At 51.8% G+C, this 11,987-nt stretch carries 14 protein-coding genes and 3 pseudogenes; 9 read left to right on the top strand and 8 right to left on the bottom strand.

Translation table 11 applies throughout. From position 1 onward, the window contains the following. Nucleotides 1-21: 21 nt before the first annotated feature. Both KUIN1_RS14405 and KUIN1_RS14410 read right to left on the bottom strand, forming a co-directional pair. Nucleotides 22-414, bottom strand: a complete 393-nt coding sequence (locus tag KUIN1_RS14405) for a hypothetical protein (RefSeq protein WP_104723456.1) — start codon at nucleotides 412-414, stop codon at nucleotides 22-24. A 156-nt stretch (nucleotides 415-570) separates the two neighbouring features. Next, nucleotides 571-789: a hypothetical protein gene (locus tag KUIN1_RS14410; RefSeq protein WP_104723454.1), complete on the bottom strand. Its 219-nt coding sequence runs from the start codon at nucleotides 787-789 to the stop codon at nucleotides 571-573. Nucleotides 790-893: 104 nt separating this feature from the next. On the opposite strand from KUIN1_RS14410, the gene KUIN1_RS28030 reads away from it, so the two are divergent. After that, complete coding sequence (locus KUIN1_RS28030; protein WP_231992867.1) at nucleotides 894-1,067, top strand: hypothetical protein; 174 nt, start codon at nucleotides 894-896, stop codon at nucleotides 1,065-1,067. 200 nt (nucleotides 1,068-1,267) lie between these two features. After that, a complete protein-coding gene (locus KUIN1_RS28035) occupies nucleotides 1,268-1,471 on the top strand; it encodes a hypothetical protein (RefSeq protein ID WP_231992865.1) in 204 nt (67 codons plus the stop codon). 36 nt (nucleotides 1,472-1,507) lie between these two features. Here the strand turns inward: KUIN1_RS28035 and KUIN1_RS28040 are convergent, their stop codons facing one another. The 3 genes and pseudogenes from KUIN1_RS28040 to KUIN1_RS28720 all read right to left on the bottom strand — a co-directional run. Continuing rightward, nucleotides 1,508-1,990, bottom strand: a complete 483-nt coding sequence (locus tag KUIN1_RS28040; RefSeq protein ID WP_232059970.1) for a hypothetical protein — start codon at nucleotides 1,988-1,990, stop codon at nucleotides 1,508-1,510. A 247-nt stretch (nucleotides 1,991-2,237) separates the two neighbouring features. Then, nucleotides 2,238-3,119 (bottom strand): methyl-accepting chemotaxis protein, encoded by an 882-nt coding sequence (locus KUIN1_RS28715; RefSeq protein ID WP_442963293.1) that lies wholly within the window; start codon nucleotides 3,117-3,119, stop codon nucleotides 2,238-2,240. Next, nucleotides 3,096-3,866 (bottom strand): annotated as a pseudogene (locus tag KUIN1_RS28720) (MCP four helix bundle domain-containing protein); the annotation flags it as partial. The pseudogene KUIN1_RS28720 and the gene KUIN1_RS28715, both read right to left, overlap by 24 nt. A gap of 290 nt (nucleotides 3,867-4,156) precedes the next feature. Between KUIN1_RS28720 and KUIN1_RS14430 the strand changes: the two are divergent. The 5 genes and pseudogenes from KUIN1_RS14430 to KUIN1_RS14440 form a co-directional block, all read left to right on the top strand. Beyond that, nucleotides 4,157-4,930: a DUF2786 domain-containing protein gene (locus tag KUIN1_RS14430; protein WP_152092078.1), complete on the top strand. Its 774-nt coding sequence runs from the start codon at nucleotides 4,157-4,159 to the stop codon at nucleotides 4,928-4,930. A gap of 98 nt (nucleotides 4,931-5,028) precedes the next feature. After that, complete coding sequence (locus tag KUIN1_RS28725) at nucleotides 5,029-5,487, top strand: MCP four helix bundle domain-containing protein (RefSeq protein ID WP_442963262.1); 459 nt, start codon at nucleotides 5,029-5,031, stop codon at nucleotides 5,485-5,487. Next, nucleotides 5,423-5,818 (top strand): annotated as a pseudogene (locus KUIN1_RS28730) (MCP four helix bundle domain-containing protein); the annotation flags it as partial. The gene KUIN1_RS28725 and the pseudogene KUIN1_RS28730, both read left to right, overlap by 65 nt. Continuing rightward, nucleotides 5,804-6,721 (top strand): methyl-accepting chemotaxis protein, encoded by a 918-nt coding sequence (locus KUIN1_RS28735; protein ID WP_442963296.1) that lies wholly within the window; start codon nucleotides 5,804-5,806, stop codon nucleotides 6,719-6,721. The pseudogene KUIN1_RS28730 and the gene KUIN1_RS28735, both read left to right, overlap by 15 nt. Before the next feature lie 341 nt (nucleotides 6,722-7,062). Then, nucleotides 7,063-7,461 (top strand): annotated as a pseudogene (locus tag KUIN1_RS14440) (hypothetical protein); the annotation flags it as partial. A gap of 39 nt (nucleotides 7,462-7,500) precedes the next feature. Here KUIN1_RS14440 and KUIN1_RS14445 read toward each other — a convergent pair. After that, nucleotides 7,501-7,719, bottom strand: coding sequence for a hypothetical protein (locus KUIN1_RS14445; RefSeq protein WP_003397855.1), 219 nt, complete (start codon nucleotides 7,717-7,719; stop codon nucleotides 7,501-7,503). Between the two features lie 759 nt (nucleotides 7,720-8,478). Between KUIN1_RS14445 and KUIN1_RS14450 the strand changes: the two genes are divergently transcribed. Beyond that, nucleotides 8,479-9,462: a DUF1852 domain-containing protein gene (locus KUIN1_RS14450; protein ID WP_152092080.1), complete on the top strand. Its 984-nt coding sequence runs from the start codon at nucleotides 8,479-8,481 to the stop codon at nucleotides 9,460-9,462. Between the two features lie 27 nt (nucleotides 9,463-9,489). After that, nucleotides 9,490-10,521, top strand: coding sequence for a methionine synthase (locus tag KUIN1_RS14455; RefSeq protein ID WP_152092081.1), 1,032 nt, complete (start codon nucleotides 9,490-9,492; stop codon nucleotides 10,519-10,521). Between the two features lie 158 nt (nucleotides 10,522-10,679). On the opposite strand, the gene KUIN1_RS14460 is transcribed toward KUIN1_RS14455, so the two are convergent. Both KUIN1_RS14460 and KUIN1_RS14465 read right to left on the bottom strand, forming a co-directional pair. Next, the gene (locus KUIN1_RS14460; RefSeq protein WP_003400932.1) at nucleotides 10,680-11,453 is read right to left on the bottom strand and encodes a lytic polysaccharide monooxygenase auxiliary activity family 9 protein; all 774 of its coding nucleotides are present in this window, start codon (nucleotides 11,451-11,453) and stop codon (nucleotides 10,680-10,682) included. Nucleotides 11,454-11,600: 147 nt separating this feature from the next. Beyond that, complete coding sequence (locus tag KUIN1_RS14465; RefSeq protein WP_024638614.1) at nucleotides 11,601-11,987, bottom strand: VOC family protein; 387 nt, start codon at nucleotides 11,985-11,987, stop codon at nucleotides 11,601-11,603.

The raw sequence follows: 11,987 nt of genomic DNA on the forward strand, positions 1-11,987 counted from the left end.
AACTCGCCGTTTGGCCCTGCCTTATTGATCCCGAATCTTGGGCCCGCGCTTGGCAACGATGAAGTTAATAGTTCTTTGAGCCTCATCCACCACCGAGCTGACGAAATTCGTATCACTGTCTCTCCAGCCTGGCAGCGAACGCTCAAGTATCCGAACCGTTACAGCGTGATACTTACTCATGAATCGCAACTCAAAGATCACCGCTAGCTGGGCGTCGATGTATGGTTTTCGGTCTTCATCCGGACCTCTTACCAGGCTTTGAACCATCCGGTGGTAATTCTCAAACTCTCTGGCATTGAATTCTTCTTTTTTTATCGAGAAAAACCTGTACACGCCAAAGCCAGTGATGAGCAATGCAACAGTAATGCTGACCCAGTCAGCATTATCAAAAAAAACCTTCGCTATACCTTCCATTTTTAACTGCCTTTCCTTGCGCGTTGATTACCGAATAAATATACCACCGCTAACCAATTTGCCACCACCGGACACTGAGGTCTGCGCCCGTATCTACTTCGCCATGAACCCGCCTGCGCAGATGGCATAAAAAAGCCGCTCATTGAGCGGCTCGGGTTACTGTACCAACCCTTTGAGTCTCGCCTGTCCAAGGGTAATCGCAAGTGCAACTTCATCAACATCACGACGATCCATGAAGCGAACCTTGCTGTCCTCCTGAGCTAGCAGCTCGCTCGCGCCGTCGGACAACTCTTCAAAGGTAACGCCCTTTGCTTGAGCCACCGCCATGACCGCGACAAGAGCCTGTTCGTAAATTTTCGATAGATCTTCAGACATTTAAATCTCCCTGTCCGGCTCCATGCCGGGCATCCGTAATACCCCATCCCAAACCAATTTGCCACCACCGGACACGGAGGGCGGCGTATGCCATGGAGATCGCCATGAAGATCGAAACAAGCACCGTGACCAAACTGGTGATCTCGGACGTGCCCCGCCTCGATTCGATAACCGTTTTCCTCGAAGACTTCGGCCGCCGTGACTGCCCAATTGAAGGCAACCCCGGCTACCAGACAGCGCAGGGCAAAATCACCATCAACTGCTGGGACAAGAGCTAGAACGCCTACTGGAGAGGAATGGAGCCACGCACTGGCCAAGTTCGTGACCAATTGCGACTCTAGCTACGTTCTCAACTGCCTGAGCCGCGGACTCGACAGTACGCGGTTCAGCGGCGATGCGCTCAAGGCGCTAGCAGCCAAATGTGTGATCGAGCTCCGCCGCCATCCGAATATGCATACCTGGGAGTGTGGCTCGCTGGATGCAAAAGACGCCAGAAATCTTTGGGACTCGCATCGAAGACCTGAGCGGAATCGAAACCCAAAACGATTGCTGGCACTACAGCGATTTTCTGAAGGAACTGTTTGGTGATGAGTGGCATTACCCGGTCGGCGAGCGCGCTGTGGAGCGCACCACGAATACGATTATCTGCTGCGCGTCGTCGAAGCCGTTCACCAGGCTCTGAACGCACCTACAGTTCAACCAGTTGATTCATAAACGCTTAATCCATGACGACTTGGATCTCGTACCCTTTGCCGTTTGGCCAATCTTCCCTAACCACCTCAACCGTCCCGCTGCCGACGCTCAGCTTTTCGGCACGCCCCCAATCAATCGCAGTAATTATTGCCTTAGGCAGCTTTACCCCCAAGGCCCTCTGAGCCATCTTCTCAGAGGCGGATAGAAGCGCCTTTGTAGCGGCAGTCGATGCCGACGCTGATTCGGGCTTATTGTAATTAAGCACAAGCTTCACGCTGTTGACGGTCTCCCCTTGGCCATTTCCGTAAAACGCCAAGTTGTTGGTTAACGGCTTACCGCCACCAATGTCTTTGTAATCGCTGGCGCAGCCCGATGTGCCATCACCGTAGTGCGTCCACTTTCTGCCTTTCAGGCCCTGATCAGATAGGAGAGCGCAGGCTTTTCCTTGCGCTGTCTGCTTCAAGTCGGCAAAAGCTGGAACTGCAAGCACTACAGCCAGCGTTACCACGCACATCGTCCACATAACGGACTTCTTCCTTAATGAGCCGACTCCATGTCGGATCATGCACAAATACCCCACTTCAACGACTCACACCACCCTTCGCAATCGATTATGAGCCAGCTCCACCAGATACTGGTAGGCGACTGCATCGACATGATGCGCACGCTGCCAGATGAGAGCGTGCACACATGTGTCAACGGCTCACCCCTCACTGCGAATTAGCACAGCCGAGTGGTTTGATTCGAACTCACACCTACATGCGGAACTGGCTGACAAGCCTGTTCAGTTCGACAGCAAGCTTGGTCAATTCTGATGTCGCAATGGCTGTCTGACTTGACCCATCGGAGGCTTGGTTGGAGAGGTCGCGAATGCTTACCAGGCTGCGATCCACCTCTCTGGCAACTTGGGCCTGCTCCTCCGAGGCCGTTGCAATCAGCACGTTCCGCTCTGTGATGTTGTCGATCGACTCGGTGATTTCGACCAGCGCGGATCCGGCACCATGAGCAGTATCGAGGGTTTTTTGAGCTTGGGCGTTCGTGTGGCTCATCGCGGACACAGCAGCTCCCGTACCCTTCTGTATCGAGCTGATCATCTGTTCAATCTCGCTCGTCGCCTGCTGGGTACGATGGGCCAACGCTCTCACCTCATCCGCCACCACAGCGAATCCCCGGCCGGCCTCTCCTGCTCGAGCTGCTTCGATTGCAGCGTTAAGGGCAAGGAGATTGGTCTGCTCAGCGATCGCGCGAATAACGTCCAGGACCTTACTGATATCAGTAGCCATGACAGCGAGCCCCTGCACTTCCTTGGTAGCGTCTTCGACGCTGCCAACCATCAAACTTATGGCCTCAACGGTTTGATCCACACGTGCGCGTCCGGATACAGCAGAAGAATTTGAACGAGTCGCAGCCTCAGATGCTGCCGAGGCATTTCGAGCGACTTCCTCTACGGCGGCGCTCATTTCGGTAACAGCAGTGGCAGCCATCTCTACTTCGTTGTTCTGCCGCTGCATCCCTTTGTTTGCGTCTTCGGTGACAGCGTGCATTTCCTCCGCAGTTGAAGCCAACTGATTGGAAGAGTCAGAGATCGAGGAAAGCGTCGTACGTAATCCGCTTTGCATGGCTTTCAAGGCCATCATGAGACGGGCGACCTCATCGTTTCCTTGAGGCTCAATGACTTCGGTCAAATCGTTTTTGGCAATGCGTTCAGCGATGTTCAAAGACTGGCTGACAGGGTATGTGATGCTACGCGTGTACATCAGTGCAAGAATGATTGCTGCAATCGTGCTCGCTGCGATGAACCCTCCAACAATCAGCTTCGTTTCCTCATACAGAACAGTCGCGTCCTCGCCGGCCTTCTTTGCCTTAGCGTTGTTCAGCTCAATGAGATTCTTTATAACGTTTGCCACAGAATCAGCGGACTGCTTCATAGCTCCGCTGGATAACTTAACGGCTTCGTCAATGTTTGCTGCCGCAACAAGGCCCGCATACTGTTCTTGAAGGACTCTATATTCAGGATAGACTTTGGACAGCTCGCCAAACAGCTGTTTACCTTTCGGAGTTACTATGAGTAGCTGCAGCTTAGAAATTGAATCCTCTATTGCCAATTCGGATTTTTTTATATCTTCCAAAGCCGTGGCTTTGCGATCAGCAGGTTCAACAGGATTGCGCAGCCTGGCGTTGCCGCCCCTAATGCTCACAAATTCCCGATCCATCACTCCCAGGAGTGAGACGCTAGGTAATACGTTGGTTTCAACGAATTTTTCTGCTGCATTCAAGCTTGATGCCTGCCTCAGCGCAATTAGTCCCAGCGCGAGAATCATCAGACAGAACAACCCAAAGCAGACAGCGGATCGGGGGGCAAGACTAAGTTTGCGCAGTATCATGTCGATAACTCCAGGTAATGTCCCCCTGTGTCGACGAGAAAGACCTCCGTCATCACTGCCGTTCGTCGGCCGCAGTCTATTACTGCTGCAAACGTAAGGTTTAGACACCTGAAGCTATTGTAAGTGCATGTTTCATATATTCCGAAAAACCTAAATTCGACGACTCACTTTAAATTAAGCATGACTGCGCCAAGTCAGACCGGTTGTTTTGATATGAGAGGTAATACGTCGCCCCCTCCTTCCCGCAAATTATAAATCAACTACTCACGCTACCCCGACGAGGATGAAATATGTCCGAAAAAACCATCGACCCTAAGAAGTTCGAGCGGGCTATCCGCAAGATCAAACATTGCTTGGCGCTGTCGCAAAGCTCGAACGAAAACGAAGCGGCCACGGCGATGCGCCAGGCGCAGATGCGTAAATACCACCTGAGCGAGACGGACGTAAAGGTGAGCGACGCTGGTGAGGCTGAATCCTCAATGTCGCGCGCTGCACGCCGCCCACTATGGGATCAACAACTGAGCGCAGTTGTGGCCAAGGTGTTCAACGTCAAGGCCCTGCTTTACACCCATTGGTGCGAGACCAAAAAGAATCGCGTCGAGCGTGCGAAGTTTGTGGGGGTGAGCCCTGCCCAGCACATCGCTCTCTACGCCTACGAAACTCTTCTTGCGAAGCTGACCCAAGCTCGAAACGCTTACGTTGCTGGAGTGCGCGCTGGGAAGCTCAGGAGCAGATATTCCACCCCCACTGCAGGCGATCACTTCGCCATAGCCTGGGTGTTCGCCGTTGAGAGCAAGCTGCAACAGCTGGTGCCGCACGGTGAAGAAACGACAACGCCTGAATACCAAGGCACAGGACAGGGGCTAGTAGCAGTAGAAGCCCAGCACCAAGCGCTGATCGAGAGCTACCTCGCAGATAAGCAGATCGGCAAAGCCAGGAAGGTCAGAGAGGCGGAGCTCGACCTCAACGCCCAGATCGCTGGAATGCTCGCAGAGCAAAAGGTGCAACTGAATGCAGGACTGGCAAGCGGTACTGACCAAATGCATGGCTTGACAGCTCTGTAAAGACAGCAGACGTGGACAACTGTAAACCCACAAGCTAGTACAGGGATAAACCGCCTGTTGCCCGCCACTGCGGGAACGGCAGTAGGAGGCCGATACAGATGCATCACCCTTCTGGTTCGGATAGGGAAAACAAGGAAGGCTACGCTACGATGAATCTCTTACGCGGCACTATGTTATCAACACGGCTAATTTCTGCGTTTGTAGTATGCGCAGTTGTCACACTAGGTGTCGGTTTTATCGGATATACGGGAATTACCGGCCTCAAAAACAGCGTAGATGGAATCGTAAACAACAACCTTATATCTGTATACAGCACGAGCAACGCCCGTTCAAATGCTATAGCACATTACCGTGACTTACACCGCGCATTGCTGTTCAAATTCGCGAAAGCAGATCAAGCCAAATATGAAGATGTTATAAGGTCCTTAGCAGACAACCAGCAAGAGGTGGAGCAACTTTTTAAAATATATCGGCAAACTCCTTTGCAAGACGATGAACGCATTGCAGGTGACCAGTTTGAAAAAATCGTGGCCAGCTTATATAAACGCATCTTCTAAAGTAATCGAATTAGCGGCGAAAGGTGACCTTGAAAGTGCGACCAGGCTATTCGAGCAAGAAGTGGATCCTGAATACAAAAAAGCAAACGATGACCTAAAGATAATAGTAGCTTCTAATAAGCGCCAGAGCGACGAAGCCGCAGTAGAAGCCGTGAAAACCTCAAACACCGCCTATTGGTCATTAGCCGTAGGTGTTGTGATCGCATTCATTGCCGCGATTATTCTGGGTTTATTGGTAACACGCTCGATCACTCGGCCGCTTCTTGGGGCACTGCGGACCGCAAAACAAGTGGCCGACGGCGACCTTTCTCAAAAAATTGATGTAAGTGGGAACGACGAGATTAGCACACTGCAATCAGCACTGGGCATAATGCAAATTAACCTAAGAGATACTATTCAGGAGATCGCTAATGCGGCTGATCAACTAGCATCTGCGTCCGAAGAGCTGAACGCAGTTACGGAGGAAAGCGCCAAAGCACTGATACGTCAGAACGATGAAATTCAGCAAGCCGCTACGGCGGTTAATGAGATGACAGCCGCCGTAGAAGAGGTAGCTCGTAACGCGTCTGGAGCCTCTGAGTCCTCTGAAGAAACCAGCCGTAGTGCTATTCAAGGACGTGACCAAGTAAAGAACGCAGTTGGATCGGTTAATACAATGGCAGAGCAGATTTCTCAATCGACTGAAAAAGTCACGGTACTCGCGACGAGAGTCAACGAGATAACCGGAGTTCTCGCGGTCATTCAGTCAATCGCCCAGCAAACCAACCTCTTGGCCTTGAATGCCGCAATTGAGGCTGCCAGGGCTGGCGAGCAGGGTCGCGGCTTTGCCGTAGTCGCCGATGAAGTACGTGCCCTTGCGCATCGAACGCAAGCATCAACTACAGACATCGAGTCTATGATGAGCCAGATCCGTGCCGGTGCGGATGAAGCAGTGATCGCCATGAATAACAGTAGGAGCCTTGCAGGAGAAACCCGTGACCAAGCGATTGAGGCAGGCCACGCGCTAGACAGAATAACCGAAGGTGTTTCAACGATTAACGAGAAAAATCTCGTAATCGCAAGTGCTGCCGAAGAGCAAGCTCACGTAGCTCGTGAGGTGGATCGAAACTTGGTCAACATTCAAGATATCTCTACTCAGACCGCAACTGGCGCACATCAGACCAATGCTTCAAGTGCCGAGCTCTCCCGACTGGCTGCCTCATTTGGATTGCTGGTTAATAAGTTTAAACTCTGAATAATAACTGATCAGAGTGCGCGCATGTTATACGCACCTGATGATAGTCTATCCATGTGCATAGTCGCTACCCATGCGTCTCTGCTAATAAGCCAATAATAGGTTCCGGCCTAAGTAGCTGGAACCTAACTCAGAGAACAGTGTGCGCCCTTACACTTCTATAAGCTAAACGCACTAGGCTTCAAAAACCTTAAGCGCGTCAACAGAGAAATATTACAACCTTGAATTAAATGAGGTGGGGGTATGACATCATCAGATTTGAGATCGCAGCCAACTGGACTGATGAACCCGTGCCAAGCTAGATAGGCCTTCTGATGCCGAGAATTAGCCTCCTCCCAATGGTACGAGAGGCTTGGCAGGCTGACGCTCAGGTGAATGCGATCGCGCCGCGAGAGCTGAGCCATGGTGAACCGATCCAGTACCCGGCGGATGGAGCCTCGAGGCAAAACGGATGCTCGATGATCACGCCAGGGAAAACTCGGCCATCCATTCACATGCCGCGCTGGGTCAGCCGCATACTGCTGGAGATCAATGATGTGCGGGTTGAGCGTCTGCAGGACATCAGCGAAGGGCAGGCAGAGGCAGAGGGCGTCAACTTCCTGCGTTCAGCACCAGACCTCGATGAGACGCTGACCGCTGCGCAGCTCTTCGATTGCCCTTGGTCGCCCATCAACAGTGCCGATTCATGGAACGCCAACCCATGGGTCTGGGTAATTGAGTTCAAGCCGGTGACGCGATGACAGGCTGCCAAGCACTAGAACAAGCCTGCGTCAACGACGTCAGCCTATGCTAAGCAACCGCGCTGGCGGTTTCTCATCAGCTTTCCGGTAGAGATATTGACGCCATTCCCGAAAGGCGCTTTGCTGACGCGAGCATGCATCTCTCCACTCCTCACCACCCACCTGCCCCACATGCAGGGCCATCATTATTTCAGTGGCCTTGTCGAGCTCGCCCACTAAATCATGTGCATTGGTTGTATCGAAATAATTGGTGTTCATAAAGATCCATTTTAATTATTGGCTATCAATCGACTAGCCATCTCCTTGATCGTGCTCGGGCTCTGACGAGCGGTAGAAATACAAAATCCAGCTCGAAACGTTAAGCATGTCCACTCTCCCAGTAAAACATTTACAGCCTGCCGGTGACCGGCAGGCGGAGACCTGTCATGCCTGAAAGAATCCCCTGCGTCGAGTACGACGCCGCAGCCATTCGTTGCAATAGCGGTTTCCCGGTCCTGCACTCTATTTGCCATGGTGGTCCTGTAGGCTGCCATTTCTGCGGCGTGCCAGGAACCATGCCCATGTGTCTGCGTGAAGACCTTCCGCCTCACCTGATGCAGAAAGACGGTATGCCGCTCGGCTGGCCTGACAAATCACACCGCCCTACATGTTCGTAAAGATCAGCTCTCCCCTGTCTGTAATTGCCATGCCGTACTTGAGTCTGCCCAGGTACTGCTCGTGCATGGCGTAGACCCGGTCATTGATGATTCTGAAAATCATCGTTGTGTCCGACCAGATATTACCGTGGATGGCCCCCCTTCCAGAGACCTGCCTACCCTTAGGTCAATCATGAGCGTGACTAATGATTTATTGAAATCAATTCGTTTTTGTTCATGTAGGCAACCGGCCTAAAATCCCTACAGCTCTTCACCATCAACAGAATAATGGTCGCTGATTGAAGAGACAGACACCGGTCAAAGCTGAAGGGGCAAGAAGCCTGTTCGGGCGTTGCCTCGTAAGGAAGGATGCCAAGCCAAGATGAAAAAAGAATTCACATTTTCTGTCAAGTTCACTCGTTTTGATGAGAATTATTCACCCTCAGACACGACACGAGTCACGACGAATTTTGCGAACCTGGCCAGGGGGGAAAGTCGCCAGGAGAATTTGCGTAATACGTTGACGATGATCGACAATCGCTTCAATGCCCTGGCGCACTGGGACAACCCTGAAGGCGATCGTTATACGCTGGCGCTGAACATTGTCTCTGCGGAAATGAATATCGATGCTGAAGGTGATCACTCTGCTATTCCGTTAATTGAGGTTTTGAAGACAACGATCATTGACCGAAAAACCAATACGCATATTAACGGAATGGTAGGAAATAACTTCTCTTCCTACGTGCGAGACTATGATTTCAGCGTGAGATTACCAGAGCACAAGAAAAACCAGTCCGGGCTCAGCACGCCAGAAGATTTCGGAGATCTGCACGGAAAGCTCTACAAAAGCTTTGTCAATTCAACCAGCTACAAAGCGCATTTTGACAAACCTCCTGTTATCTGCCTGAGTGTATCGAGCGCCAGGACCTACCACCGGACCGAGAATCAGCATCCTGTTTTAGGGTATGAATACCAGCAGGATGAATACTCGTTGACGGATGAATATTTCATGAAAATGGGCTTAAAGGTTCGCTATTTCATGCCCCCGAACAGCGTTGCGCCTCTGGCGTTTTATTTCTCGGACGATTTGCTGGATGACTACACCAATCTGGAGCTTATTAGCACCATCAGCACGATGGACACCTTCCAGAAAATTTATCGCCCTGAGATCTATAACGCAAATTCAACGGCAGGAAAAATCTATCAGCCTAGCTTGAAAAATAACGATTACTCATTGACCCGCATTGTGTACGACCGCGAGGAGCGAAGTCAGCTGGCTATAAAGCAAGGGAAATTTGTTGAAGAGCACTTTATCAAACCCTATCAGCCCCTTCTGGATCAGTGGTCCGCAAGCTGTATTCTTTGATCATTTAAAAACCAAGGTTGATTTTTCATGAAAAAACTTTTGCCCACCTCCACTGCTGGCAGTTTGCCTAAACCTTCGTGGCTTGCACAACCTGAGACGCTCTGGTCACCGTGGAAATTGCAAGGGAAAGAACTGGTTGAAGGCAAGCAAGATGCGTTACGTTTGTCGCTGCAAGAACAACAACTGGCCAATATTGATATCGTCAGCGACGGTGAACAAACGCGCCAGCATTTTGTAACTACATTTATTGAGCATCTCGACGGCGTCGATTTTGAACAGCGCGAGACCGTTAGAATTCGTGACCGCTACGATGCGAGCGTGCCAACGGTCGTGGGCGCTGTCGCTCGCCGAGCGCCGGTTTTTGTTGAAGACGCAAAATTTCTACGCCAGCAAACCAGGCAGCCTATCAAGTGGGCCTTGCCCGGGCCAATGACGATGATTGACACCCTCTACGATGCTCATTACAGAAATCGTGAAAAACTGGCTTGGGAGTTTGCCAAAATTCTCAACCAAGAGGCCAAAGAACTTGAGGCTGCCGGGGTTGATATCATTCAGTTTGATGAGCCTGCATTCAACGTGTTTTTTGATGAGGTGAACGACTGGGGCGTCGCCACCTTGGAAAGGGCAGTTGAAGGGCTTAAATGTGAAACGGCCGTGCATATTTGCTATGGCTACGGCATCAAGGCGAATACCGACTGGAAAAAAACGCTGGGTTCGGAATGGCGGCAGTACGAAGAGGCCTTTCCCAGACTGCAGAATTCCAGCATCGACATCATCTCATTGGAATGTCACAACTCGCGCGTCCCTATGGATCTGCTGGAACTCATCCGAGGCAAGAAAGTGATGGTAGGGGCCATTGATGTGGCAAGCCATACCATTGAAACGCCTGAGGAAGTCGCCAACACGCTGAGGAGAGCGCTTCAATTCGTCGATGCCGACAAACTCTATCCGTGCACCAACTGCGGAATGGCCCCCCTCCCTCGTCATGTCGCCAGCGGCAAGCTGCGCGCGTTAAGTGCGGGGGCAGACATCGTGCGCAAAGAACTCTTGAGCCAGTGATCGGCTACGTACGCAAGTCAGTAGGCGATACTCAGGCCTGGCTTGCACAAAAAAGCCCGGCGCTGAAGCCGGGCTTTCTGATCATCTATTCCTTATGCAGAACAAGCATGGGCAACGCTTCGCTGGACGCTTGCACCCTGCCCTTCACATCTACCGCCTCATTTTCCAGACACGGGCACATCAAAATCGACATCAAACGCCTGATAAAACGCTTTATCGGTTTCGGCGACGATCCAGGCAAGAAGAATGACATGATGTCCGTGTTTATCGCTGGGTAATGTTGCTTTTGTAATCTCTGCGGGCTGAAGCTCATCCCGGTGTTTATCAAAAGGACTCAACGGCGAGATATCGCTCCACATCAATCCGTCTTGACCGTCCGCTTTGAAGTGGTTATCACTGACGTAGTTCTTTCCCTGGAAGGCTTCCCGCGTAATGGGTTTGCTTTCATCCCAGCCGTCTTTGGTAATAAACCACCGGTAGCCGCGTGTGACATGTACGGCATGGTACGCCCATCTAACTTCAAACTCGTCTCCACCCGCAACGCTCAACCGAGGCCACTTTTCAGCCGCACCATGACCTTTTTGCGTTATTTCCTCAATGATCCCGACATCCGTCAGGTTCAAGCATTTACGCCGATCATCTTGCCCCCCGCTCAGTATGAGTCCGTCTGGTGGCGGGTTGGCAAGCGGCGGCGCTGACGCAGGCGGATCGAGATTAATAGGCTCATCGACGCCAGGGAAGTCGTGCGCAAGACCAAATGTCTCGTCTGGAAAGTTTTTGCCTCCTTCCATAGCGACCACCTCCCACTCCAGCAACAGCCCTTTGGATATGGCATAAGAACCACGGGATTCGGGACTGGTTACCATACCGTGTCTGGGTTGTGCGCTAGCAGATTCATTCATGTCCATATCCTCAATTATTGAATCAGGCATGCCTTGCCTGTTGCACAATTGAAGACCTGCTTTCACGGACGGGATAGCTAGCAGTTCAGCCAGTAGATTTTTCGATAAATGTCTGAAACAGAGGAGCCTGTCTGGCCGCGCCAGCCCCCTCTCCACTCCATGCTCGACAGCAACTTTTCAGCGCATCACGTTAATGCGAAAGACATTCTGCTCGGGGTCCAGCAGCACGGCCTGATACCAGTTGTAATAGGTCAAGTACGGTTCCTTGACCAGTGTTGCGCCCTGCGCCACCGCCAGCGGCACCAGTCGGTCCACCTCGGCCTGGTCGGACACGTCGATGTTGAGCAAGAACCTGCCCCCCGTGCTGCCTGCAAACGCCTCCAGGCCAAGCAGCTCGTACGCATCCAGTGCGTTGAAACCAATACAGGACTTGCCGGTGTCCAGTCCGCGAAAGATCGGTGACCTGATGGCCTCGATTTCGCGAAAGCCGAACAGGTTCGAGTAGAAGGTGCTCAGGCGGACGATGTCCTGCGCGAACACGTTGACGTATGAAAGTGTGCTCAT

This window comes from Pseudomonas sp. KUIN-1 (genome assembly GCF_009176725.1).
GTDB lineage: Bacteria > Pseudomonadota > Gammaproteobacteria > Pseudomonadales > Pseudomonadaceae > Aquipseudomonas > Aquipseudomonas fragariae.

Bases quoted from the DNA above. Each gene is read 5' to 3' on its own strand.
- KUIN1_RS14405 (WP_104723456.1), bottom strand. From the start codon at position 414: ATGGAAGGTATAGCGAAGGTTTTTTTTGATAATGCTGACTGGGTCAGC.
- KUIN1_RS14410 (WP_104723454.1), bottom strand. From the start codon at position 789: ATGTCTGAAGATCTATCGAAAATTTACGAACAGGCTCTTGTCGCGGTC.
- KUIN1_RS28030 (WP_231992867.1), top strand. From the start codon at position 894: ATGAAGATCGAAACAAGCACCGTGACCAAACTGGTGATCTCGGACGTG.
- KUIN1_RS28035 (WP_231992865.1), top strand. From the start codon at position 1,268: ATGCAAAAGACGCCAGAAATCTTTGGGACTCGCATCGAAGACCTGAGC.
- KUIN1_RS28715 (WP_442963293.1), bottom strand. From the start codon at position 3,119: ATGATGGCCTTGAAAGCCATGCAAAGCGGATTACGTACGACGCTTTCC.
- KUIN1_RS14430 (WP_152092078.1), top strand. From the start codon at position 4,157: ATGTCCGAAAAAACCATCGACCCTAAGAAGTTCGAGCGGGCTATCCGC.
- KUIN1_RS28725 (WP_442963262.1), top strand. From the start codon at position 5,029: ATGCATCACCCTTCTGGTTCGGATAGGGAAAACAAGGAAGGCTACGCT.
- KUIN1_RS14445 (WP_003397855.1), bottom strand. From the start codon at position 7,719: ATGAACACCAATTATTTCGATACAACCAATGCACATGATTTAGTGGGC.
- KUIN1_RS14450 (WP_152092080.1), top strand. From the start codon at position 8,479: ATGAAAAAAGAATTCACATTTTCTGTCAAGTTCACTCGTTTTGATGAG.
- KUIN1_RS14455 (WP_152092081.1), top strand. From the start codon at position 9,490: ATGAAAAAACTTTTGCCCACCTCCACTGCTGGCAGTTTGCCTAAACCT.
- KUIN1_RS14460 (WP_003400932.1), bottom strand. From the start codon at position 11,453: ATGCCTGATTCAATAATTGAGGATATGGACATGAATGAATCTGCTAGC.
- KUIN1_RS14465 (WP_024638614.1), bottom strand. From the start codon at position 11,987: ATGAGCACACTTTCATACGTCAACGTGTTCGCGCAGGACATCGTCCGC.